Here is a 25,345-nt window from a genome sequence, read left to right on the forward strand (position 1 = left end):
AGATCTATAAATTCAAGTTATAGAAATTCTACGTTTATTAATCATCTTAATGGCGTTGAATGCAAATAGAAATATATTGATTACCAACTGTAATACTTAAAATGACTGCCTAAAACACGAATCAAAAGTTTCCTTAAGGAAGATTTTTTTTTATTTAATATTCAAATGAACATTTGAATATTAAGAGGAATATATTTATAATATAATCAAATGTTGATTTGAATGAATATAGGAGTGAATGAAGTGAAGAAGGATACTTGTGATATATACTGTTATGACAAAGAAAAAGTTAATCGAATTCAAAATGAATTAAAAAAGGAAAATCTAAAGGGAGTTTCACAATTATTTAAAGCACTAGCTGACGAAAATAGAGCAAAGATAGCTTTTTCACTTTGTCAGGATGAAGAATTGTGTGTATGTGATATTGCTAATATTATTGGTTCTTCTGTTGCAACAACTTCCCATCATTTACGTACTTTGTATAAGCAAGGGGTTGTAAAATACCGAAAAGAAGGAAAGCTCGCTTTTTATTCGTTAGATGATGATCACATTAGGCAATTAATAGTTATAGCATTAGTGCACAAAAAGGAGATGGAAAAACCATGTTTGAGCAAAAAGTAACAACCTATCGAGTCCAAGGCTTCACTTGTGCCAGTTGTGCTAAAAAGTTCGAAACGAACGTCAAATACCTGGATGGGGTTATAGATGCTAAAGTTAACTTTGGGGCTTCAAAGCTTGTAGTTCAAGGTGCAACAACTATAGAAGAATTAGAAAAAGCTGGGGCTTTTGATAATTTGAAAATTCGTGATGACAAAGTACAAAGGATCGAACGTATTCCATTTTGGAGACAAAAACAAAACTATAAAGTGTATATAGCAATTGTTTTGTTAATGTTTAGTTTTCTTCTTCGATTGCAAGTAGGTGACGACCATATTTTTCCGATTATCGGTTATGCATTAGCAATTGTAATTGGTGGGTATTCCCTCTTTATCAAAGGATTAAAAAATTTAGTTCGATTAAATTTTGATATGTCTACCCTAATGACAGTGGCAATCTTAGGTGCTGCAACGATCGGGGAATGGGGAGAAGGAGCAGTTGTTGTTATCCTTTTTGCAATAAGTGAAGCATTAGAACGATATTCAATGGATAAAGCTCGTCAATCGATTGAATCATTGATGGATATTGCACCAAAAGAAGCATTAATTCGTCGTGAAAATCATGAAATAAAGGTGCATGTTGATGATATAGAAATTGGCGACATTATGATTGTAAAACCAGGGCAAAAAATAGCGATGGATGGCGTTGTGACAAGAGGGACTTCTACGATTAATCAAGCTGCCATTACTGGAGAAAGTGTCCCAGTAACAAAGTTAATAGATGATGAAGTGTTTGCAGGAACATTAAATGAGGAAGGCTTACTTGAAGTAAAAGTAACAAAGAAAGTTAATGATACAACATTATCAAAAATCATTCATTTAGTAGAAGAAGCACAAGCAGAACGGGCTCCTTCACAGCAATTTGTAGATCGCTTTGCTAAGTATTACACACCTGTGATTATCGTTTTTGCTTTTTTGCTAGTTGTCATCCCCCCTGTATTTTTAGGAGGTAATTGGAGTGAATGGATTTATCGTGGTTTAACTGTATTAGTGGTTGGTTGTCCTTGTGCGTTAGTTATTTCTACCCCTGTTTCCATTGTAACAGCCATTGGAAATGCAGCGAAAAATGGAGTATTGATTAAAGGTGGTATTTATTTAGAACAAGCAGGCGCACTAAAAGTTATTGCTTTTGATAAAACAGGAACATTAACAAAAGGAGTTCCTTCTGTAACGGATATTGTTACGTTTGTTAAGGGTGAAAAAGATTTATTGACTATCACAGCTGCAATCGAAAAAGGATCTCAGCACCCACTTTCTTCTGCAATTTTAAGAAAGGCTGATGAAGACAGAATAGGTTATAATGATTTAGCAGTTGAAGATTTTCAATCAATTACAGGTAAAGGCGTAAAAGCAAGAATAAATAACGAAATATATTATGTTGGAAGCCCGAAGCTTTTTGAAGAATTGCACGGAAAGATAGAAGTTAGTAAAAAACAAAAGATTAATGAAATGCAGGGACAAAGTAAAACTGTAATAGTTTTAGGAACAGAAAAAGAAATTCTTTCACTCATTGCTGTAGCTGATGAAATACGAGAGTCGTCGAAAGAAGTTATCCGAAAACTTCATCATTTGGGGATTGAAAAAACTGTGATGTTAACAGGTGATAATAAGCGGACTACAAAAGCAATTGCAAAACAAGTTGGGGTTTCTGACATGAAAGCCGAATTACTTCCAGAAGAGAAATTGAATTTTGTTAAAAAACTTAGAGCCAATTATGACGGTGTTGCCATGGTTGGTGATGGTGTAAACGACGCACCAGCTCTTGCAGCTTCCAATCTTGGTGTGGCAATGGGTGGAGTCGGAACCGATACAGCATTAGAAACAGCGGATATTGTGTTAATGTCAGATGATTTAAGTAAGTTGCCATATACTATTAAATTAAGTCGTAGAGCATTATCTATTATTAAACAAAACATTACCTTTTCTTTAGGAATAAAAGTTTTAGCATTATTGTTGATTGTACCTGGTTGGTTAACATTATGGTTAGCGATATTTGCCGATATGGGGGCAACATTACTGGTTACATTGAATAGCTTACGATTATTAAAAATAAAGTTTTAGTTTCATCATTGCTCGTTTATTTTTAATCTAGTATTATATAACTCTTCTAATAAAAACCACACCAAAGAATTTTTCTGGTGTGGTTTTTATTTTTATTCCAATCTTAAAGGATATCGAACTAAACAAATCAAGATTAGGATGGGGATTAACTGCCTCTAGAGGTCGTATAAGTTAAACTCTAATTGATCGAAGTTCAGCTTTATAAAATATTAACGTTTCGTCATTAATTTTTTTGAAACCAAATATTTTTCTAGTTTTCTCTTAACGCGGGTTAGTGCATTATCAATAGCTTTCACTGAGCAATTATTATTTTGAGATATTTCTTTATATGAAAGCCCATCCAAGTATAAATCAAGAACATCGCGTTCTAAATCTGTCAAAAGTTCAGATATTTTAACCTCAATATTATTATAGTCTTCCTGATTAATAAATAGCTCTTCAGGATCTAGTGTTTTTGAGCAAGTGACCAAATCCATTAATGTCCGGTTTGGTTCTTCGTCAAAAATAGGCTTGTCTAACGAGATAGACGAATTTAGTGGGATATGTTTTTGCCGGGTTGCAGATTTAATGGCCGATATTATTTGTCTTGTAATACAAAGCTCCGCAAAGGATTTAAAAGATTTTAATTTATCTTTCTTAAAATCCCTTATTGCTTTAAAAAGACCAATCATACCTTCTTGAATGATATCTTCACGGTCAGCTCCGATTAAAAAATATGATCTAGCTTTGGCGTGAACAAATTGTCGGTATTTATGTATTAAAAAATCGTGTGCATCATTATCTCCACGATGAACTAAATCTACTATTTCTTCATCTGGCACATCTTTATATTTGTAATTATGGAGCATTTTACCATTTCTGTTCAAAAAATCTCCCCCGACTCGAAACCAAGTTAGTTTGAGTAAATTATACTATACGAATTTTTATAGCGTCAAGGTTATAAGGTACTACTCTTGACAGGTGCCATGCACTTTTTGAATATATTGAACTACTAACCACTTAACTTCTAACGAAATTTGAAGTGGAGGCTTCGTAGTTCCAATAAACAACCTTTCATCTCCCTAAGCGTTACTCCCGTTGTTCCAACGGATGGAATTTGTTACGTTACCTTGATTATTTTACGAGTGGAAAGAATTAGCTTACTTTTCGCATTTTAGTTTGTCCACCCAACCTTCTCACAAATTTGTTCTTTATAATTCCAAAAATTGGTGTGCTATCAGACTGGGAAATATGACATTTTCATACAAAATACACATAATTGTAACATTTTATCCACAATCACTCTGAATTTTCTAGTAATATAAATAACATTGAAGATCGATTTTTATTTTATTTATTACTTATGACAATAATGAGGTGTATTTTTTGAACTGGACAATCGGGAAAAAATTAATTGCATTTGTCTCACTTTCAATTTTTGCGTTAACGGTTATTTTATCGACAGTTAACTATATTACTACAAAAAATAGTTTAATTGAGAGTGCCCAACACAAATTAATTTCAGACTTACAATTAGGATATCAATACTTAGATTTTAGATTTCCAGGTGATTGGAATGTAACGGACGGAGTATTGTATAAAGGTAATGTGGAAATTAATGAAAACTATGAAATTGTTGATAAAATAAGTGAATTAACTGGTGGAAATTCAGTTACTATATTTTTATATGATACAAGGGTAACGACTAACGTGGTTACAAATGAGGGTGTAAGAGCAATCGGATCAAAAGTTTCAGATGAAATAAAAGAATCGGTTCTTGATAAAGGAGCTCGTTTTATTGGCAGGGCTGATGTAGTAGGTGTATGGAATCAAACAGCTTATGATCCAATTCTTAATAAAAATGGTGATGTAATTGGTATTTGGTACACAGGTGTACCTGAACAGCCTTATAACGAAATTGCCTTAAAAGGTTCTTTTCTAAACATTGGTATTGCTGGAGTTATTATGTTTTCGATCTTTGTCATTAGTTATTTTTATTTAAACCAAATGATCATTAAACCGTTAAAAATGTTGACTGAATTTGCAAATAAAATTGCGAATCTCGAACTTAATGGAAAATCTTTTAATCCAAAGAAGAATGATGAGATTTCACAACTCGGTAAATCCTTTACAAAAATGAAAGAAAATCTATATAAAATTGTTCAAAATTTAATTGAAAGCAGCGATAGTGTAACAGATGCTTCAACGAGCCTTTCGGCTAGTGCAAAACAAACAGAAGAATCTGCAACACAAATTGCTTCGGCTGTTCAAGAAATCGCTGCTGGTGCTAGTGAACAAACAGATCATACCAAGGAAATTATAAAGATGATGGAAGCTTCTGTAAATAAAGTTGAAGAAGGGCTTCAACAAGCTAGTGATACGCTTATGTTTTCAAAAAAGTCAACTCAATCTGCCTATGATGGGAACAACGCTATTACTAATGCAATTAAACATCTAGAGAAAATTACAAAATCTGTAGAAGCTTCTACCGAAAATGTTAATAACTTAGGAAAACGCTCAGAGGAAATTGGGAGTATTATCACAACTATTACTTCAATCGCTGATCAAACAAACTTGTTAGCTTTAAATGCTGCTATTGAAGCGGCACGTGCTGGGGAACACGGTAAGGGTTTTGCAGTAGTCGCTGATGAAGTAAGGAAACTTGCTGAAGAATCAAGTAAGTCGGCAGGACAAATTACTGCTTTAATCCAATCAATTCAAGCAGACACCAATGTAACTGTGGAGTTCATGGAGAAAAACTTAAAAGATGTTCATGAACAGGTACAAATTATTGAAAAAGGTCAAAATTCTTTAAAAGAAATTGTTCAACAAACTGAAATGACAGAGCAAAGTGCACTTAGTACAAATCAAGTTTTCAATGAATTAAAAGACAATGCTGAACAAACTTTAGGTGCTGTCAAAGAAATTTCAAGTATTATTGAACAAACATCAGCATCGACTGAAGAAGTATCAGCTTCAACTGAAGAACAGACTGCAACTGTCGAAGAAATTTCAGCGAACGCTGAGCAGTTAGCTAAGATGTCTGAGAATTTACAGACGCAAATTAATCATTTTAAATTATAGTATTTTCATTTTAGATTTTAGATTTGAAGTTAGCCTAAGAGTCAAAAGACGAGCTTAAAAACTCGTCTTTTTTTACATAATCAGAATTTATAAATTTCTAATTTGGAAACTGTCTAGCGCAAGCAGCCTACGAGCTCGGTCACTTCAGGCAAGCAACTGACTTCAATTACCTCTTGAAATCCTTCGTTGATTAGCTTCATGCAGCTTTGCTCCTGCGATTACTCGTCGCACAAAACACTGCTTCGAGGAAGCTTACTACGAAGCAGTACTTGAAGACGCAGAAGCACGTAAGAAGCCAAAGAGCGGCTTCTGTCAAAGGCCGACCCAGTGAAGCTACTACTTGGATTACTTGAGCAAACGGAGTGGCACAGGAGCAGCTGCTCGTGACCAAGGCGCTTGCGCTTTTCTTGATAATAATTGTAACAGCGCCTTATTATGTTCTTTATAAGCAAATATTATCAAATCTAAACTCACTAATAAACGGTTCACTTGTTCACACTAATTGAAGGTTATAATTATCCGTGCTTTAGTAATTGAGTTGGGGGTAAATTTCACCTTAATAGTAGGATAAACATTTACAAGTGATTAAAATGAAGTCATCTATTTGATTTGAGATTAAGATAACATCTGAATTTTCTATTATCATTTCAACAAGTTCTTAATATCTTCCTTTATTTTTAACGGAGATTTGGTAGGTCCATAACGTTTTACTACATTTCCATTTTTGTTAATTAGAAACTTTGTGAAATTCCATTTGATTTTAGGAGTCAATATTCCCTTAGTTTCCTTCGTTAAATAGTTAAACAGTGGGTGAGCATTATCTCCTTTAACATCTACTTTTTTAAAAAGAGTAAAGGTAACTCCAAAGTTCAATTTACATCGTTCTGCCATTTCCTCATTAGTACCAGGTTCCTGGTTCATAAATTGATTACTTGGAAAGCCTAAAACCTCAAAGTTGTTGTCTTTATATGTATCATATAATTTTTGTAATTCATTAAATTGAGGAGCAAATCCGCATTTAGTTGCAGTATTAACAATTAAGAGTACTTTGCCTTCATAGTCTGCTAATGACTTATTTTCTCCATTTATCATCAGTGCCGAAAATTTATATATACTCATGTCTATTATCCTCTCAAAATTGATTTCTATATTTTAATGGACTTCATAACTCCTTATTCTTGTTTATGGCATTTAAATAATGTAGCTATTGGCAATTAAGGGTATGCACGAAACAATGCATAAGCACAGCTTTACACGGAGAGGTGCGGATAAAAATACAGTTAATCGTATTTCCTTAATTGCCATTTCATGCAAAAATTAAATGCCAAATACATTATTCTTCCTAATTATAATACTATATCAAATTACGAGACCTGTTGTGAGGAACTAATCTTGTAAATAGATGTTTGTTTATCGGATTATTCAAATTTGTAATAATAGCACACACCTAAAAAATTAATGAAACTTTTAGCAGTTAGTTCCGTATTAATAATTGATATCTTTTCCATATTTTATAAAGCTGAACTTCAGTCAGTTGGGGTCTTACTGCCCCTTAAGAGTGGGATAAAAAGACAAACAGATGTGACTTTTTTGACTTCTGGTTGAATCTAAAGAGTAATTGTGAAGTAATTAAGGGGTGAGTTAATTGAAAATTTTTTTTGGTAAACAAAAAGGTGATATTTTGATTGAAGTAGATTCGATGGTTACAGGCGAAGTAACTGGTGATATAGTCGTTCTGCCGGGAGCACATTTAGATTTATCAGCATCGGTTGAAGGAAATGTTACTTTGATGAGACATTCAAAAGCATCAATCAGAGGTCCAATTAATGGAAATCTTTATGATGAAGGGGGAACGATCGAACTTTTTAGTATAGTGAGTGGAGATATTGTAAAAAGTTACGGTATAAAGTAACCTGGTTGTCTCGTATGATGAAATGAGGAGGATAATTGAGTATCTGTTTACTTTCCACTAAATAATTCTATGCATTAATAATTGATAAACTAATATATTTTTTACTCTATAACTATGAATACTGATATATTTGATAAAAGATTAACAATCCGCCTCTGTAGCTCTAGAAGGGAAGAGCGCCGTAAAACATTGTAGAAACGGGTCGCAAGGCAAGGGTTTCAGAAGCACCGAAAAGCAAATGAGCTGAGACAGGTGAAATTCCTGTCGGTGAAATTCCGTAGGGAAGCGTGTTCCCCCTAGCCTATGCTTACGTGAGGAGTGCGGGTTCGAATCCCGTCAGAGGCATCACTTAATGGTATAGAGCATGATGATTATTTCATTATTAGTCTTCTTTAATAAATAGAACAGTATAAAATTAAGGAGGATAGGTTATGAGCCGAAATAGAGAAAACACTGATTTATTCGATAGAGGTTTTTTTGGGAAACCAGGATGTATGATTTTACTTATCGTAGCTATTATTGCATTTTTTACAATTAAGAATCTATTTTAGTTTTGAGCCAGTAATTATAAGGGACAATTTGAACAAACAAACCATGTGAGTAAACATAGTTAGGTGACACAAGTGTATTTCCTTTGGTTTTTAGACGTTAGCTAGAAATACTTAGAATTACTTTGACTTTCAGGCGCTTCTCCTATAAACCTAGGAGGGCGCCATTTTAATGACAAGAAAAATATTTTCTAATAAAGTGTAGTGTTTTTTTATTATGCGTCGTCTATTATTGTGAAGGTGGAAAGGAGGAGAGAGAGATTAGTAGTGATGAAGTGTTGATAAAGCAAATCCTAGCAGGCAATGATCATGCCTTTCGTTTACTTGTTCAAAAATATCGCAATCATATTTATAAAATTGTTTATTCAGTACTTCGGAATGAAAAGGATGCAGAAGATGCCGCACAGGAAGCTTTTATAAAAATTTATTCTTCTCTTCCAACATATGAGGGGAAAGGGTTAAAAACGTGGATGACGAGAATTGCGTTGAATCATTCAATCGATACTAAGCGAAAGCGAGATCGAATGAAAGAAGAAGTAAAAGAAGAAATAAGCTTACAACTTGTAATCTCTAATAATGGAAATGTAGAAGAAGATCTATTAAAAAAAGAGAAGAAACTCCAAGTTCAAAAACATATTAATGAATTACCCAAAAATTACCGGGATGTTGTTCAGGGCTTTTACATACAAGAAAAAAGTTTTCAACAATTAGCGAGTGAGCAAGGTGTTAAAGAAAAATCAATCGAAGTGAAACTTCATAGAGCTCGAAAGTGGATGAAAGCCCGTTGGAAGGAGGATGATTTTTAAATGGATCATTATTCAAGAAATGACTTAGAGCGATATGCAAAAGGTGAATTAGAGGAAAGACAGCGTTATGAATACGAAACTCATCTTTATACATGTGATCATTGTATGTGTACGTACATGTCAGTTTTAGAAGCAATTGAATCGTCTTTACCTGACATCAAAGAAGAAAGTTTATTCACTGATCAAATCATGCAAAAAATAAATGAAGATAAAATTGGTAAAGTAGCCAAAAGACCGTTTTACGAGCAAACATTTTTTCATTACATGCTAGCGGCAACACTTACGATCATTTTGATGACTTCAGGAGTATTCCAATCACTTACAGGTTATATCGATGAGGTTCAAAGGACCAGATTATCTGAAGAGACTCCATCGATCACAAACAAAATACTAGAAACGACGTATATTCGAATAAATAATGAGGACTAAGGAGGAAAATGTTAAATATGAAAAATCAAGCAGGACACCCTTTTATAGCATTTTTGCTATCAGTCATTCCTGGTGGTGGGCAATTTTATTACGGAAATTCTTTACGTGGAATGTTTTATTTTTTTGCGACGTTTGGCTTTATTGCTTTAGGAATTGGATTAACGATCATTAGTCATAGCGAAGTTTTTCTATTATTGGCGTTAATTGGGGTTGCTATCTATTTGTTTAGTTTTGTAGATACCATTATTGTCGGTATGCGAAGACCTCGAACAATGAATCAACAGGAAGGGACAGTCCAAGAAAGTAGTTCTGAATCAGAACGTTTCTTCACAATCGTTCTTTCGTTTATCCCGGGAGTTGGCCACTTTCAATTAGGGTTAATGAATCGAGGATTTACATTTTTAACTGCATTTTTAGGCGCAGCGATTATGATCTTTTTTACTTCTATTATTTTACGCCAAGGAGCATTTCTTATTTTTATGGCTTTTCTACCTGTTGTTTGGGTATATAGCTTTTTTGATGCTATCCAACATTTAAATAAAAAGCAACGTGGAGAAACGCTTGAAGATCGTTCGTTGTTAGAAGATATTGAAAATCGCCGTGAAGATGGTCGTAAAAGTAAATCTATCGCTACACTATTATCGATTTTCCCTGGTGCAGGACATCTTTATTTAGGCTACCAACAACGTGGTATACAGTTAATGGCAGCATTTTTGTTTTCACTGTATATATTAGATACACTCAGATTAGGAATTTTCTTGTTTTTAATCCCAATCATATGGTTTTACAGCTTTTTTGATGGGCTTCAAAAAGGAAGCAAACATGTAGAAGGTCCAATTGAAGATACACCAATTATTACCTATTTTGTTAATTATCAGCGTTGGATTGGAATTGGCTTAATGGTTTTAGGTTTGTTTTATATGTTTGATCGTGTATTCATTCCATCAATCGCACCAAAGCTTATCGACATTTTGAACGTTGATATTCGTCGTTGGTATTACGATTATTTTCAAATTGTCATTGTTTGTATTTTACTCATTGGTGGTGGTTTTAAATTAATGATTGGTACTAAAAGGAGAAAAGGAAGTGATGTTTCATGAGAACGTGGCGAGTAGGAACATTTTCAATGGGATTTGCTCTCGTTTTTTTAGGAGTGTTTCTCCTTTTCTCAAAAGTAATTGGAATGGACGTTCATCAGGTAATGATTTCCTGGTGGCCAGTGATCTTAATTATTTTAGGAATTGAGATCTTACTTTTTCTTTTCCTGAATAAGAAAGAATCGGCGATTATTAAATATGATTTTTTTAGTATTCTTATTATTGGTATGTTAGGAACGGTTGGAATTGCCTTTTTTATTTTTAGTTCCGTGGGACTTGTTGACGAAGTAACTGCGGCCATCACTAGCCAAGTTGAGACGCGAAGTTTGCCTGAATTAAGTGAGGTTGTCCCAACTGAAGTGAGACGAATTGTTGTTGATTCAAGCTGGGAGGAACTTACGATTGAAGGTGCAGAAACAAATGGAATTTCTGTTTTTGGAACCTATCGGCAAAATGTTTCTCCTCAAAAAGTGAATGTTTCGGATAAGGCGGAAAAATATGTATCACTCAATCAAATCGATGATACATTGTATGTTACGATGAAACGTTTACCTCATAAAAATGGATTACATAGTAACTATGCAACGGTTAATGGGACATTGGTTATACCTTCTAATCTTGATCTTGAACTTAGAAGTACTGGCAACAATGTTGTTTTACGTCCACGTATACAAGAAGCTGATTGGATAATTGAGCGTGCGAATAACGTGATTGTTCATGTTCAGGAAAACGGAGACGTCGCGGTAGAGGCTTCCCAAATTTCTCATATTTATCATGATCATGTTGAATGGAAATCATCAGAAAGTGAACTTCAAGAAGGTTCATTTACAATTGGCGAAGGGAAAAATAAGATTAAAATCTTAAATGCTTATCAGTTGAATGTCTTTACGTTTTAAGATGTTCTTAAGTTTATGTATTTCTGATTAATCTAAAAGGTTATTCTTAGCAATGTGGCTGCCTCAATGAGGTAGTCATTTTTTGTTACGCTTTATTGAATTTCAGAATTATTTATAAAATGAAAAGACTGAATGGTATAATGACTCATAAAATGGTTATTGTTGGGGGAATTATGAAGCTAAATCGTACTCAAAAAAATTTTAGAAAACAAATGGCTGCGTTAAAAGATGAGGGTTATAAATTTGAAGATGATCTTTATAGCACAACTCGGAAAAAGCGGAAAGCAAAAGTACTTGGGATAAGTTCAATTTTGTTATTTTTACTTTTACTATATCCACTCTATGGTATGGTTAAATCATCGCTAGATTTTATTACTATAAATAAACACGGTCAAGTAGTTACATATGTTTCAAAAACTTCTGAAATTGACTATAATATCATGCAAGATTTATCTTTTTTAATAGAATCTAAAAGCTATACAAGTATTGAACTATTAATGCTTTATGAGCAAAAAATATCAATTTCAATTCAAGAGAGTAATAAAATAAGATCTCCAAAGGAATTAATGAATTATTCTACACTTCTTAACGAAAAGTACGAAAATATATTATCATTAATATTTTTATTGAAAATGAGTAATAAAGCCAATTTTTTTGATGCAACCCAAATCAATGCTGCATTAGAAGAAATATATCTTCTTAATACAAAAGCTTCATTTAATTTAACTAGTGTATTTGATGAAATTGGCATTATCTATACTATTGGTGATCACCACCAAATTATTAGTTATGAATATCAAACATTTTTCAAAAGATAATAAGTATAATGTTAAAACGTAGTAAAGAATTATGACGATTTTATTTCGTGTAATAGACACCCAAAAACGACTATTACTTTCATATTATTCAAAGAAAATATAGAGATTTAGGAGTGAGATATGAAAATATCTATCTATCAAATGGACGTTATTGCTGGAAAACCTGAATTGAATAGGGGAAAAGTTAAGGATTGGTTAGAAGTTACATGTAAAAAAGAAAAACCAGATGTTGTTGTGCTACCTGAAATGTGGACAACCAATTATACATTAAAACATTTAAATAATATAGCTGATCGCGATGGGGAACCTACGACGAGTTTTTTACAACATCTAGCAAAGACGTACGAGGTAAATATAGTTGGTGGGTCATTTGCCAATAGGAAGGGAGGAAATATTTATAATAGCGCTGTTGTCATTAACCGTCATGGTGAAGTAGTGTATCGATATGATAAAGTTCATTTAGTTCCGATGCTAGATGAGCACTTGTATCTGACAGGAGGAACGACCTATCATACATTTGATTTAGAAGGACTCAAAGCAGGTTTGATCATTTGTTATGATTTGAGATTTCCTGAACTTTCTAGGAAACTAGCTGTAGACGGTGCTGAAATTTTATTTATCGTAGCGGAATGGCCAGAAACTAGAAAATCTCATTGGTTTGCTCTCCAAATTGCTAGAGCAATCGAAAATCAACTTTTTGTTGTCTCGGCAAATTGTGTTGGTCAATACAATGGTATCTCCTATTGTGGAAATTCAATGGTTATCGATCCATTAGGGGAAGTACTTTATTGTGCCAGTGATAAAAATGAAGAATCGATAACTAAAGAAATCGATATCAAGCAAGTTAGTGAGATTAGAGAAAAAGTGCCAGTCTTCAAAAGCCGAGTTCCTCATTTATACAAACTGAACACATTGGAGTAGGAAGTAAAGAAGTATCTGTAAAAATGTAAATTTAAAATGTTTTTTTGACAAGAAATTCCGTTTCAAAGAAAGCCTATAAGGAAATGGGCAAACACTAATTTTGGGAGGCTTAGATAATGACAGAAAAAGTGAAATTAAGGGCATTTGAACAAGAAGATATTAAACATTTACATAAATGGTATAATAATGCTGAGTCAATTTTCATGGTCGGAAGGACGCCTATGACATTCGAAGAAACGGAACAGCTTGTTTTTAACATGAGAAATGCTGGTACGATAATAATGGGAATTGAAAATAATGATGAGGAGTTAGTGGGGTGGATTCACCTATCTAACATTGTACAAGAACATGGAAGAGCAGAAATTGGTATACTAATGTCGCCTGATTATCGTGGTCACGGTTATGGTAAATCAGCAATGAAACAAATGATTGAAATGGGTTTTAATCAGCTCCGCTTAAACAAAATTTATTTAACGACGAGAGGGATAAATGAACGAGCTATAGCACTATATAAAAAGCTTGGATTTATTTTAGAAGGTTCATTGCGTCAACATAGTTTTATTGATGGAAAGTATGTCGATACGATTTTTATGGGATTACTTTTACAGGACTGGAGGAATATGTAACTAAACGGAAGCTTATTGACTAGATTGGTATCAATAGAAGAATACGGTAATAAAGATTGCCTGTAAACAGTGAGTGATATATAGCCTCACTGTTTTTTGGTGTTTGATCAAATTATTTAAGTATTATTTGCGAAATTCTAGTTGCGTTTGTTGAATTGTGTCACATTTTGATATACCATAAAAGTACTATTTTAGTGTTGGTAAATTTTGTTTGATCACGAGAGTAAAGAGTGAATGACAATGTTGGTTGGATATCTAGATTTAGCGAACTATAAATGATTTGGGGAGATAAAATATATGAATAGAAATAAAAGAAATGTTACTAATAACTTCAAATTGGTGTATCTCCCTTTACTTTTCACACTATTTTCTGTTTTTGCTATTGCATTTTTTGCACATATTTCAACTCAGCGAGCATTAATCCACCAAATGGAACAAAGTGGTGAAGACTTAGCATTGTTATTATCTAGAAAAATTGAAAGTGAAATAGGCCATTTTAACTATATAAACGAAGTGTTAGAAAGAAATCTACTGATAGCAGGAAAAGCTGTACTAGCAGAAAAAGATTACTTAAATAATGAGCGGTTACGTGATATAAGAGATTTTTTTGAAGTTCATGAAATATTTTGGTACAGCAATCAAGGTGAAGTTTTATTTTCTTCTTCAAGCGACTATATTGGATGGAAGGTAAAACCTGGTGATCCTATTGATCAATTTATGACACAATCAAAAGAAGTTTTTGTTGAAGATATTCGGAAGGCCACAGAAAATGATGAATATTTCAAGTTTGCTTATTTAAGAGATGATGAGGGTTCTTTTGTTCAAGTTGGATATAGAGCAGAATATCTAAATTTAAAAACCGATAAATATAAAATTCAAACCATTGTTGAAAGAATTGCTAACAATGACGATAATATTTTATATGCCTTATTTATTGACGAAAACTTAATTGCAATTGCTGATTCGGACCTAGAGGATATTGGTGTAGACTATTCTGAAGTTGTTGATTACCAAAACGTGCTAAGTGGCGAAGTTCGTGCATTTGAATGGTACTATCCGCAGTTAGGCAATCATGTATTAGAAGTCGCTGTACCTCTTTTTTATGGGGATGAGATCATTGGAATAGCTGCAGTAGGGATATCGATGGATGAAACAGAGAGAAATGTTATTTTACTAACTGTTATGTTCATTTTACTTGCATTTATTATTTCTGTCGGTTTCTATATTATTCAAAGGAAAAATGTTATTAAACCTGTAATGATGTTAAATAAGGATATTCAATTAATTGAAACTAAACAGTTATCTTTTCAGCCTCTCGAGGTTTCTGAAAACAAAAGTTTTGCTGGCCTTTATGATACTATAAATGAGTTGTTAGCTAAACTCCGAGAATCGTTTAATCAAAATAAACATTTAAATCAAGAGATAGAAGAAATGGCTTACAAAGACTATTTAACCAAGTTGCCGAATCGTTTTAGTTTATCAAAAAAGTTTAATAAGTTGGTTAAAAATAATGAGTTAGTATCGATTGTGTTACTTGACCTTGATAATTTTAAAGAATTTAATGATACTAAAGGACATCTTTATGGTGATCAAATTTTGGTAGTAGTATCTGAACGGTTAAAGGAATTGGATAATGATCAAATATTTATTTCTAGATTTGGTGGGGACGAGTTTTTATTGTTATTTTCTTGTCACGATGAATTAGAGTTAAAACGCAACATCTATGACTTAGAAAAGATTATTTCACAGCCCTTTATTGTTCAAAAAGAAGAAGTCGTTATCGAAGCGAGTATTGGTATTAGTCTATATCCAAAAGATGATATCCATTTAAATGGGTTAATTAGTAAAGCTGATATTGCTATGTACCAAGCAAAAATAAGTGGTAAAAACCAATCCACTTATTTTACGGAGTCATTAAAAAATTCTATTGTCCAAAAAAACAATATACAAGAAATTTTGCGCTATTCGATTAAAAATAAACGGTTTAAGCTACTGTATCAACCTCAAGTTGACGTTCAAACTGGCGAGATTATTGGCTTTGAAGCATTAATAAGACTTAAAGACAATTCTATTTCACCAAATGAATTTATTACAATTGCTGAAGAAAAAGGTTTGATTGGAAAGATCGGACGATTTGTAATTGAAGAAGCGATCCTACAGTTATCGAAGTGGAAAGGAATGGGATTGGACCTAAAACCAATTGCTATCAATTTTTCTGCTAAGCAGTTAAGCGATAAAGGTGTCACCAACTATATCGACGTGCTGTTGAAAAGATATAATATTCCTCCACAGTATTTAGACATAGAAATTACTGAGAGCATTCTATTAGATGATGATTGTGAAGCCATTAATTTTATTAATCGGCTCAAAGGAATGGGAGTAAAAGTGTCTTTAGATGATTTTGGTACAGGCTACTCATCGCTAAAATACTTATCGAAATTTCCAGTTGATAAAATGAAGCTAGATAAAAGCTTTATCGATCAATACTTAAACCAATCTGGTAAAAAAATAATTAAACAATTAATACTCCTTGCAGAAGCCTTTGATCTCGATGTAGTTGTCGAAGGTGTTGAAACAATTGAACAAGTTCGATTGCTACAAGATCTTAAATGTAAAATTATTCAAGGATATTACTTTAGTAAGCCACTAAAAGCCGAAGAAATCATTGAAATTTATTCGAAGAAGTTTGATGTGGGGGTCTGACCCCCGCTCGTTTAAAGCGCTAAAGTGTTCGGGTGTCGTAGCTTAAATTTCGTTAAAACATATTACTTATCGATTCATTTTATAAGGTAACTGTATATCCGAGTTTATGAAGTATTATTTATAATTTCAACATATTGACACAATCTAGCTCTATTAAAAAACGTGGTTTTATTTTATGATTATTGTAATGAGTATTATTAAAAATTAAGTATAACTTCTATCAGTGTTACTCCAATCCACTGGTTCCCAGTTATACTCCTACCACTGGCATAACAAACGTTAACTATGCCTTAAAAACTTAAAGAAATAACTATTTGGGAGGCGCATTAAATGAGCTGTGGATGTTCGAAATTAGAAGATGGAAAAGCTATCGTAGATCATGTGAAAGGTAAAGGAAAAGAAAACGCGGTACCTAAAGTTTCACATAAAATTTCTTGTCAATGTGGAGAAATATTTACTTTAGAAAAAGTTGTGATGAATTGTCCAAATTGCAATATGACTTACGCAGTTACACCTTGTAGTTCAGATGATATTAGTAAAGTAAAGCCTGCTGGGATTAAATACGTGTAAATGTTCTAGACATGTTCATTTTTCCGTAGGGAAATTAATAATATAGTCGTCGTATATTAACAGTATCAAAATGGCAAACCATTCATTTAATGGCTTAGAAATCAAATGTAATATGATTAAAAAAACTATATTTACCCGATTGCGCAATTTTTCTCGTGAACATCACGAAATGAATTGCGCGTTTTTTTTACGATATACATATCAGTTATCTGGTAAGTGGATAAGTTATTATTGGGGAAAGGAATTATTAACTTATGATTAACGACAGTAGTATAAAATTAGTTTATTAAGCCAATATCATTAATAATTAAGAAATTTGAAATTACTGATTTACCTAAACGAATGGCTGAAGCTATGAAAATTGAATTTTCACAATAAGGAACGATTAAAATTTTGCGATGTTCATAATATGAGCATCGCTTTCGTTATTTTACAAGGAATTCCATTTAGGTCAGTGATAATAACAATAACTTTTAGTATAAGTTCACATCTTTTTAAAAAATATATAGACAAGATTCATAGTTTTTATGTGATAATAATTACATTGCTTGGGATGATGTTCTATTAAGTTATAAATCATAGATTTTTTTGACACAAAATAAAATAATGATCCGGATGGTTGATATTTTGCCATCTAGATTTAGAGCGAATGCATAGGGGAGTGTTTAAGATTAGTCGTATTTTAATGAAAGTTTTTTTATTAGTATGTTTTTTTATCTCATTTAGTCAAGTAACATTGGCTGAGGAAGAGACGAACAAGATGTATTACTTAGGTAGTGATACTTGTCCTGTCTGCCAGGAGACTGCCAAATTTTTAGATAGGTTGGAGAACGAAGGAAACTTACGATATGAGATTATTCGAATTGAAATTAGTAGAGAAAGAGAAGAGGCACTTAGAATTTATGAAGAGTATGATATACCACCTCAAGAAAGGTTAGTTCCTTTATTTGTTTTCGAAGACAAGCATATACTTGGATTTAATCAAATTGTAGAGGCTGAATTGGCTGAGCGCTTGACTTATGGTAATGAAGGCAAAAGTGGGCGTTTTTTGAATAATGATTTTTTAGAAGGCGTGCCTTTAATTTTTGCAACAATCCTTATAGGCTCTGTGGACGGGTTTAATCCTTGTTCGCTATGGGCACTGATGTTTCTAATTAGTATGGTAATACGATTTAATTCTAGAAAAAAGATGGCCATTGTTGGTGGAGTTTATATTCTTACAATTGCAATCATTTATGGTTTATTCATGGTAGGAACTTTTTCTATAGTCGTTCGTATCATTGATTATTTTTGGTTTAGGTTTGCATTGTTTTTCTTAGCAATGATTGTAGCTATAGTAAATATACGTGAGGGAGTAGGAAAAACATCACCTTTATCCTTTACGATCAAGGACAATCAGAAAAAAAACTTTGTAAAGAAAATTAGAGAAAGACTTTTCCGTGTCGAATCGATATTTGGAATTGTGATCGCTTCTATTTCAATTGCAGCCTTAGCTTCTTTCATTGAATTACCTTGTACTGCTGGATTCCCGATCATATGGAATGGCTTGGTTTCTAGCTATGGTATTGGATTAGGGGAGTACGGTCTGTATTTAATGTTATATTTATCAATGTATATTTTAATGGAAGTATCCATCGTTGTTTTCATGGTTTGGACAATGAGAAAAGCATTTATGGGACAATTTATCGGTGAAAACCTGAAATTAGTATCTGGATTGTTAATGGGATTTTTAGCAATTGTTTTATTACTAGGTTACGAGTATATGAACAATATGTGGATAGTATTAGGTGGGTCATTGGCAGTTATAGCAGTTTCATGTGTTGTTATGTTCGTAAGGAAGTATCAGAGTACGAAAAAGAATTAATTTATGTAAATTCAATAAACAAGACCTATGTTTTAAAAAGGCTTACTCTGTTTCCAAATAGGGTAAGCTTTTTTGTTCCAAAAATAATCTATTCTACTTACTACAGACTTAATGGAAGTAATCCTAACTTTGGGGAAATTTTACTTGCTAGTTTGTTATAATAAAGGAAAATACTTGTTTGAAGGGGGATACGGAATAATGGATTTAGGATTAACTGGGAAAAGTAGCGATAATAATAGGTAAGGATATCCGAGGGCATAATTATTTTTTTGAAAGTTACTAAAGAATAGTGGGGGATTTGTTCCCCACTATTAGTTTCCATTTCCAAGTACTTAAAATGGGTATTTTCTTATCTAATCCAGAATTTATAAATTTCTAACTTGGAAACTGTCTAGCGCAAGCAGCCTACGAGCTCGGTAACTTCAGTCAAGCAACTGACTTTAATTACTGCTTGAAATTCTTCGTTGATTAGCTTCATGCAGCTTTGCTCCTGCGATTACTCGTCGCACAAAACACTGCTTCGAGGAAGCTTACTACGAAGCAGTACTTGAAGACGTAGAAGCACGTAAGAAGCCAAAGAGCGGCTTCTGTCAAAGGCCTTCCAGTGCCTATCGCTCGTGACCAAGGCGCTTGCGCTTTTCTTGTCTATTTGGTGATGAAATACAGTCATGATGATATTCGTTGTTTTAAGTCAATACCACAGAAACTCCCACTTCAAATTTCAGAGAATTTAAAGGCGTGAGTATTCAAATACTTCCAAAATTACGGACGTATTGATACGAGTGTTCCAATAGGAACGATATTTGCTAATTCCTCTACATCTTTATTGTACATACGTATACAACCTCTTGATACAGCTTTACCGATTGAACTTGGATCATCAGTTCCGTGAATCCCATAATGTTGTTTTGATAAGCTCATCCACATTGTACCGAATGGTCCACCTGGGTTTGGTGCTTTATTTATAATAATAAAATCTCCTACTGGTGTCTGATGAAGTATTCTTCCTACAGCAATTGGATACTGTTTTTGAAGAACATCCTCTTTTAGTAATCTTAGCCAACGATTATTAATCGACACTTCTATTCGGTATGGGATAGTATGAGGGGATGGAAGACCTGGGATAATAATTGATTGCCCAGGGTAAATAAGGTTTGGGTTTATTGACGGGTTAGCTCTCATAATTGCCGATAATTGAATACGGTAATCTTTTGAAATCTGATTTAGTGTTTCACCAGGTTTAACGGTATGAATCATTTTTAACACCACCTCTTTACGTCAAGTTATTTCACAACAATTACTATAGACTATGTAATCATCTATATAACGGTTATAGGTCAACAACGAATGAGTTATAGATGAAGAGCGTTTCTAACAACATTTAGCCTTATGTAGGTCCATTTCAGTAATTATGAAATTCACTCAAATAAATTGGAGCGATTTTTATAAATCGCTCCAATAATTTAAACGTATTTTTCTTATATGATCATCTCGTTAGCTTTATGCGATCTTCCATTTGTGGTGGCTCTTCCATCCATCCATTTTTGATCATTATTTTTCCACCTTCATGTGCAAAAGCAAAAATATCCTTTGCAAGTAAAGTCATTTTTGCTGGTAAGTCATTTCGTAAACTAAAGGCTGTACCTAATGCATTACTTCCAAGTCCAAATGTCGTTAACAAACTCGTATTGTACATCATCAATTTATCAGAAAATGGAGTGGTTTGTGATGTAGTCGCTTTACCAGCATGACTAGCTGGGGGTTCAATAAAGTTTTGCCGGTAAAACTCCCCTAGTTCAATTTCAATTTTTTTCGATAGCTTCATTCCTTTTGTAAGATATTTTTTCACTTCATCATTAGTAGCAACTTGAGCGAAGCCAATCATTAACTGCATTCCTACAAGATTTGTTTCTATTGCATGGTGGATAAGAGAAACTTCAATTGTATTTAGTGATCTCTTATCACTAAACCAATCAAATCCACTTAAATAATCATTACTATGTACAAAAGTAACTTCTTTTGGCATTGATACATAAGCAGGTCTTACTAACACCCCTTTTTCTAAAAGGAATTGATTTGCTTGACCGTTTATCATTTGAGCTTCTGCTGTTAATCCTGTAAAAAAATAGTGAATATCCTTACGATAGGAACCACCGGTAAAAAGAGCATAAAGGCTCATCTCTATTTTCGTCATCATATGCAAGTACATAATATCATACATGTAATCGAATAATTTAGGTACACCTTTATTTACATCGCTTTCTGTAAAACCAATTGGAATTACTGCACCTTCTTGCTGGAAAATAGCCGTAATCGTTTCTATATTTTTTTGAGATCCCTCATAATGTGATTGTAACAATTGTTTTTCTTCAGCATTCGCGTGTTCAATTAGATGTTCTAAAATTCTGAGCATCATTGTTTTTTCTTGATATGCCATCCACAGATTTGCCAATTCTGAAGATGTTATAGGTGCTTGTCCTGAAGCCATTTAGGTAATTCCTCCTATTCTTTTTTCTTAATATAACCAGGGGAAAAAGAATTATACAATTATAAGAAAGCTAAGGCTTTCGCCATTAAGACCTGGCGTTAAGCCAAGTTTTTCTAACATAATCAGAATTTATAAATTTCTAACTTAGAAACTGTCTAGCGCAAGCGCCTATCGTTCGTGACCAAGGCGCTTGCGCTTTTCTGTGAAAGTAATATACTTTCATGCTGGTTTGTGCGTGTTAAACGCATGGGTGTTTTCTTGTGATGTTTTTCATAGATGTGATTTTCATCACATCTTTAATAGTGCTGATTATCTTACAATCTTATACAGTTAGACAAATGCACTCTTGATTTTAGTATAGTTCAACCTTATTTTTAATACTAATTTGCAAGTAAGTCGACTTTACTTATCCGATTAAAAAGGGGGAATTTAATTGAGAAAGTTTCTAATTAATATTGATCACAAACCTTTTGAAGAATTTGAAACGGTAGAAGAAGCGAATCAATATTACGACTCTTTAGTAGAAAGGCATGAAAATGTATATGATGATTTTTGTATTCTTGACTCAATGGAACTTGTGGAAATAGCAACATTTAATCAAGACGAAAAGGTGAAGCATCGTCTATCAACTGTATACTAATGATTGAATATTACATATAGATAAACATCAGCTAGGAGAATTATCCTAGTTTTTTTTGTTACCTTCAAATTTCGGGGGTCTGACCCCCGATGAGGTAAAGCTTTAACGCGCTAAAATTAGAGAAAAATTTGGTTAGCTGTTTTTATCCTACCTTTGAAGTATTGTAAATTAATTGGTTATTTGAAATAATAGGTAGTAAAATGATTTTAGTTACCTGGATAATAGAGTAGGTACAAAACTGAGTAATTTTTGAGAAAAGTAGTGGAAACAAAAGGACTAACAAATACATACTTGGAGGAAAAATCATGACAGTAGAAAAACTGCTAATCGAAAAAAAGTATTATGAAATGATAATGCTAGATCAAGAGAATGATAATCTTGTACAATTTCTTGGTAATTTATATATAAGTGAACAAAATAATAAAGATGCAGATCTTTCGTATATTCGTTTTTCACAAGGGGAAGTGTACTTTCAAAACAAAGATTATGAAACTGCTATTTTCAAGTGGGAGAAGGTACATAATCACTTAGAGCAATGGGCAAGAAAAAATATGGCTGATGCTTATTATGAGCTTAGTCAATTTCCGAAAGCTATTGACTTATATAAATCCGTAACTAGTGAAAGTTTAGCTATAAATTCAGAAGTGGCATTAAAATTATTTTCCATTTACAACGAAATGGAGGAACTGGATTTTGCAGCCGACATCATTAAAAAAGCAGTTTCTTTAAATCCAGATTATCCAACTTTGACCGAAGTTGCTCGTTCTTTTTTTGAAGAGTATCGTGATTGGAGTAGCGCTATTGAACTTGTAGTTAATGAAGCAATCCGAACGGAAGACATACAGTGGTTTGAAGTATTAAATCATTATGTAGAAGAAGGGTTAAACAAACCGACTCCGCCCGATTATTTTTCTAAACTATTAGAAGTGTTATATAGCCTGGATCAAAGATGCTTCGAAAAACTTGTTGTTTCACTTTGGAATAGCTATAAAGATGAAGAGGTGTATTTTTCGTGGTTAAGTGAAATCAATCGTTTATTCTTACGTCTCGAAATAGATTCAACTAAGACCTGGCACGATTTAGCTGCTAACTATTATGAAACTTATTTCAACTTGATTAGTGGACAATATTTACTAAAAGAAATAAAAGATATCGTTCCAGATTTACTTACGATTTGGTTACATGTTGCAGATGATACTTATTCAATATTTGCAGCAACATCTGTTCTTGCTTGGAATGAAAGCTTCAAAACATCAGTGAGTTCTAACATTGTAGAAAAAGCTGAATATATCCTAAAGAATTCTAGCAAAGAAACAGTAAACATCGATCGAAGCATAGAATTATTTGAAGAAATTACAAATTGGACGAAGGGTCTTAAGTTAGATATTGACCAACGTTTAAAATACTCCGTAAATAAAGTGAAAGATTTACAAACTAACTATCTTCTAATTACCGGAATGCAAGAGAATGGGAAGACGACTGTTATCAAATCTTTACTAAGCGATAATAGTGGATCTAGTCCAGCTGGCACAGTTGTTTGTTATAGTAATGATAAAGAAATTCAATTGTATGAAATTTCTTCTCATTCAATTCACCCGGTTGAAAGTTTCGATGAACTTCTTGAAATCAAACAAGAAGAGAAAGAGGAAGAGAATACACTGCAAACATCGCTTATTCACGTTAAAATGCCAAACCGTTTTTTAGAAGAAAATCAGTTAACATTAATTAATATACCTGATTTTAATGACAGTACGAATGAAGCGATGAAACATAATAAAAAAGAAGAGTTAACTTATGTCCAGTTCGCTGACGGTTTGTTATATGTCTTAACTCCAACGACCCTCTTTACAGAAAGAGATCGTGAACTTTTACTAAAACTTCAAGAACAATTACCAAACGTGTCAATCCATTTCTTACTGAAAACGGATGCTATTTATCATCAGGAAGAAGTAACTAAATTGGTAGAAGAAACACGTACGATAATTTCTGATAGTTTTCCCAAGGCTAAAATCTTCCCTTATTCAACGCATAATAAAAGCAGCAAACAAACGGATGACTTGTCTGGCTTCATTCAAGGATTATTTAATTATCAGTCGAGAACTGACGTTCGTAACAGAAAGATATTATTTTACATTCGAGAAACCCTTACCTATCTTTTAAAAAGACGAGTGGAAACGGAAACTCAAATAACTGAAGCCATACGATGGAAAGAAGATGTCGTTTCAAAGGTAAATGCAGCTGTTCACCAGTTAAGTGATTTGGAAAAGGAAAAAATGGACTTCATGCAACGTTCTTATAGGGAAATAAAAGATGACATTAAGATGGATCTAAAGATGACGATCCCAAAATTATTAAAAGAATGCTCTACATTAATAAAAGAGGATAGCAACTTTGGAAACATTCATATTGAACTAAACGAAAAGATGAATGAAAGAATTCATAATTATATCGAACATAGTGTATTACCAAAATTTTCAAAGGGTATTAATACCTGGATTGAAAAATCCACTGAGGAGTTTTCTCTTAGTCAAGACTATTTAGAGGAAATGAGTGAAGGCTTTAATATGATGTATGGACAGCTACGCTTTAATCTCAAATGCGACTTTAAAGTAGTTGACGATTGGAGCCGTGATGCTCTCAGAATATCAAATGGGGTACAATTAGAAACGATTAACATTCTAAATCGATCAACACCTTCACAATTGGTTATGAAAGGGGCTGGAAAAGTATTTGGAACTCTTCTCCCAAACAAGACGATGTTATGTAACATGTACAAAAATCTTATCGAAAAAGAAGATTATGAAAAGGTAGCAGCAGCGATTACCAATCAATTTATGTTACAATTTGAATTGTTTGAAAAAGGCTTAGAACGTGATATTACGATGTTCTTTAAAGAACCATATATCGATTTACAAGAAGTAATCACAAACGAACAACTAGATATACAACATAAAAAAGAAAGATTACAACAGTTAAAATCGAACCCCGAAAACTACATTGATCCAATTACACTTTTTAAAGTGAAATTACTACAAATTGAAATGATGCAAGAAGAAACAAATAAGAGTTTGTTCTTTGCATAAAAGATAAAATCTGTATTTATTTTATGTGAAAAAAGGAGTTGTCAATCTAAAGTGTACCCTTTTTAAAGGACATTTTAAACTGACAACTCCTTTATTTTTTAGGTAAGTATAAAATTTTTGAAGTTGGAAAGCTGTCTAACTTCAGGCGCCATGCGCTTTTCTTG

At 33.0% G+C, this 25,345-nt stretch carries 20 protein-coding genes; 16 read left to right on the forward strand and 4 right to left on the reverse strand.

Annotated features, from left to right (window positions below; all coding sequences use genetic code 11):
- The first annotated feature begins 243 nt into the window (after positions 1–243).
- A complete protein-coding gene (locus BKP45_RS13375; RefSeq protein WP_245747490.1) occupies positions 244–621 on the forward strand; it encodes an ArsR/SmtB family transcription factor in 378 nt (125 codons plus the stop codon).
- Positions 603–2,717, forward strand: coding sequence for a heavy metal translocating P-type ATPase (locus BKP45_RS13380; protein ID WP_071390200.1), 2,115 nt, complete (start codon positions 603–605; stop codon positions 2,715–2,717). Before BKP45_RS13375 ends, BKP45_RS13380 begins: the two co-directional genes overlap by 19 nt.
- A 209-nt stretch (positions 2,718–2,926) precedes the next feature.
- On the opposite strand, the gene sigH is transcribed toward BKP45_RS13380, so the two are convergent.
- Positions 2,927–3,565, reverse strand: coding sequence for an RNA polymerase sporulation sigma factor SigH (gene sigH / locus BKP45_RS13385; RefSeq protein WP_071390231.1), 639 nt, complete (start codon positions 3,563–3,565; stop codon positions 2,927–2,929).
- Between the two features lie 517 nt (positions 3,566–4,082).
- Here sigH and BKP45_RS13390 point away from each other — a divergent pair.
- Entirely contained in the window at positions 4,083–5,780 is a 1,698-nt protein-coding gene (locus BKP45_RS13390; protein WP_071390201.1) for a methyl-accepting chemotaxis protein, read from the forward strand.
- 642 nt (positions 5,781–6,422) lie between these two features.
- Here BKP45_RS13390 and BKP45_RS13395 read toward each other — a convergent pair.
- The gene (locus BKP45_RS13395; protein ID WP_071390202.1) at positions 6,423–6,899 is read right to left on the reverse strand and encodes a glutathione peroxidase; all 477 of its coding nucleotides are present in this window, start codon (positions 6,897–6,899) and stop codon (positions 6,423–6,425) included.
- 526 nt (positions 6,900–7,425) lie between these two features.
- Between BKP45_RS13395 and BKP45_RS13400 the strand changes: the two genes are divergently transcribed.
- The 11 genes from BKP45_RS13400 (at position 7,426) to BKP45_RS13450 (ending at position 18,970) form a co-directional block, all read left to right on the forward strand.
- A complete protein-coding gene (locus tag BKP45_RS13400; RefSeq protein ID WP_071390203.1) occupies positions 7,426–7,692 on the forward strand; it encodes a hypothetical protein in 267 nt (88 codons plus the stop codon).
- A gap of 823 nt (positions 7,693–8,515) precedes the next feature.
- Positions 8,516–9,046 carry an RNA polymerase sigma factor gene (locus tag BKP45_RS13405; protein WP_071390204.1) on the forward strand — a complete coding sequence of 177 codons (531 nt, stop codon included), beginning with the start codon at positions 8,516–8,518 and terminating at the stop codon, positions 9,044–9,046.
- The gene (locus tag BKP45_RS13410; protein WP_071390205.1) at positions 9,047–9,475 is read left to right on the forward strand and encodes an anti-sigma factor; all 429 of its coding nucleotides are present in this window, start codon (positions 9,047–9,049) and stop codon (positions 9,473–9,475) included. It begins immediately after the preceding gene.
- A gap of 17 nt (positions 9,476–9,492) precedes the next feature.
- A complete protein-coding gene (locus BKP45_RS13415) occupies positions 9,493–10,575 on the forward strand; it encodes a hypothetical protein (RefSeq protein ID WP_071390232.1) in 1,083 nt (360 codons plus the stop codon).
- On the forward strand, positions 10,572–11,468 hold the full coding sequence (locus BKP45_RS13420) for a hypothetical protein (protein ID WP_071390206.1): 897 nt from the start codon (positions 10,572–10,574) through the stop codon (positions 11,466–11,468). The genes BKP45_RS13415 and BKP45_RS13420 overlap by 4 nt, the downstream gene beginning before the upstream one ends.
- Positions 11,469–11,641: 173 nt before the next feature.
- Entirely contained in the window at positions 11,642–12,286 is a 645-nt protein-coding gene (locus BKP45_RS13425) for a hypothetical protein (protein ID WP_071390207.1), read from the forward strand.
- Positions 12,287–12,406: 120 nt separating this feature from the next.
- Complete coding sequence (locus BKP45_RS13430; protein ID WP_071390208.1) at positions 12,407–13,207, forward strand: carbon-nitrogen family hydrolase; 801 nt, start codon at positions 12,407–12,409, stop codon at positions 13,205–13,207.
- A gap of 116 nt (positions 13,208–13,323) precedes the next feature.
- Positions 13,324–13,833 carry a GNAT family N-acetyltransferase gene (locus tag BKP45_RS13435; RefSeq protein ID WP_071390209.1) on the forward strand — a complete coding sequence of 170 codons (510 nt, stop codon included), beginning with the start codon at positions 13,324–13,326 and terminating at the stop codon, positions 13,831–13,833.
- 297 nt (positions 13,834–14,130) lie between these two features.
- Positions 14,131–16,536: an EAL domain-containing protein gene (locus BKP45_RS13440; RefSeq protein ID WP_071390210.1), complete on the forward strand. Its 2,406-nt coding sequence runs from the start codon at positions 14,131–14,133 to the stop codon at positions 16,534–16,536.
- 330 nt (positions 16,537–16,866) lie between these two features.
- Positions 16,867–17,106, forward strand: coding sequence for a hypothetical protein (locus BKP45_RS13445; RefSeq protein WP_071390211.1), 240 nt, complete (start codon positions 16,867–16,869; stop codon positions 17,104–17,106).
- Between the two features lie 661 nt (positions 17,107–17,767).
- The gene (locus BKP45_RS13450) at positions 17,768–18,970 is read left to right on the forward strand and encodes a glutaredoxin family protein (protein ID WP_139193832.1); all 1,203 of its coding nucleotides are present in this window, start codon (positions 17,768–17,770) and stop codon (positions 18,968–18,970) included.
- 762 nt (positions 18,971–19,732) lie between these two features.
- On the opposite strand, the gene BKP45_RS13455 is transcribed toward BKP45_RS13450, so the two are convergent.
- A complete protein-coding gene (locus BKP45_RS13455; protein ID WP_071390213.1) occupies positions 19,733–20,227 on the reverse strand; it encodes a L,D-transpeptidase family protein in 495 nt (164 codons plus the stop codon).
- A gap of 229 nt (positions 20,228–20,456) precedes the next feature.
- The gene (locus BKP45_RS13460) at positions 20,457–21,458 is read right to left on the reverse strand and encodes a DUF3231 family protein (RefSeq protein ID WP_071390214.1); all 1,002 of its coding nucleotides are present in this window, start codon (positions 21,456–21,458) and stop codon (positions 20,457–20,459) included.
- Positions 21,459–21,891: 433 nt separating this feature from the next.
- Here BKP45_RS13460 and BKP45_RS13465 point away from each other — a divergent pair, with 433 nt between their 5' ends.
- On the forward strand, positions 21,892–22,098 hold the full coding sequence (locus BKP45_RS13465; protein ID WP_071390215.1) for a hypothetical protein: 207 nt from the start codon (positions 21,892–21,894) through the stop codon (positions 22,096–22,098).
- Between the two features lie 305 nt (positions 22,099–22,403).
- Entirely contained in the window at positions 22,404–25,181 is a 2,778-nt protein-coding gene (locus BKP45_RS13470) for a tetratricopeptide repeat protein (protein WP_071390216.1), read from the forward strand.
- Positions 25,182–25,345 lie beyond the last annotated feature (164 nt).

This window comes from Anaerobacillus alkalidiazotrophicus, from assembly GCF_001866055.1.

Bases quoted from the DNA above. Each gene is read 5' to 3' on its own strand.
- BKP45_RS13380 (WP_071390200.1), top strand. From the start codon at position 603: ATGTTTGAGCAAAAAGTAACAACCTATCGAGTCCAAGGCTTCACTTGT.
- BKP45_RS13470 (WP_071390216.1), top strand. From the start codon at position 22,404: ATGACAGTAGAAAAACTGCTAATCGAAAAAAAGTATTATGAAATGATA.
- sigH (WP_071390231.1), bottom strand. From the start codon at position 3,565: ATGCTCCATAATTACAAATATAAAGATGTGCCAGATGAAGAAATAGTA.
- BKP45_RS13410 (WP_071390205.1), top strand. From the start codon at position 9,047: ATGGATCATTATTCAAGAAATGACTTAGAGCGATATGCAAAAGGTGAA.
- BKP45_RS13425 (WP_071390207.1), top strand. From the start codon at position 11,642: ATGAAGCTAAATCGTACTCAAAAAAATTTTAGAAAACAAATGGCTGCG.
- BKP45_RS13420 (WP_071390206.1), top strand. From the start codon at position 10,572: ATGAGAACGTGGCGAGTAGGAACATTTTCAATGGGATTTGCTCTCGTT.
- BKP45_RS13460 (WP_071390214.1), bottom strand. From the start codon at position 21,458: ATGGCTTCAGGACAAGCACCTATAACATCTTCAGAATTGGCAAATCTG.
- BKP45_RS13440 (WP_071390210.1), top strand. From the start codon at position 14,131: ATGAATAGAAATAAAAGAAATGTTACTAATAACTTCAAATTGGTGTAT.
- BKP45_RS13415 (WP_071390232.1), top strand. From the start codon at position 9,493: ATGAAAAATCAAGCAGGACACCCTTTTATAGCATTTTTGCTATCAGTC.
- BKP45_RS13445 (WP_071390211.1), top strand. From the start codon at position 16,867: ATGAGCTGTGGATGTTCGAAATTAGAAGATGGAAAAGCTATCGTAGAT.
- BKP45_RS13395 (WP_071390202.1), bottom strand. From the start codon at position 6,899: ATGAGTATATATAAATTTTCGGCACTGATGATAAATGGAGAAAATAAG.
- BKP45_RS13430 (WP_071390208.1), top strand. From the start codon at position 12,407: ATGAAAATATCTATCTATCAAATGGACGTTATTGCTGGAAAACCTGAA.
- BKP45_RS13455 (WP_071390213.1), bottom strand. From the start codon at position 20,227: ATGATTCATACCGTTAAACCTGGTGAAACACTAAATCAGATTTCAAAA.
- BKP45_RS13435 (WP_071390209.1), top strand. From the start codon at position 13,324: ATGACAGAAAAAGTGAAATTAAGGGCATTTGAACAAGAAGATATTAAA.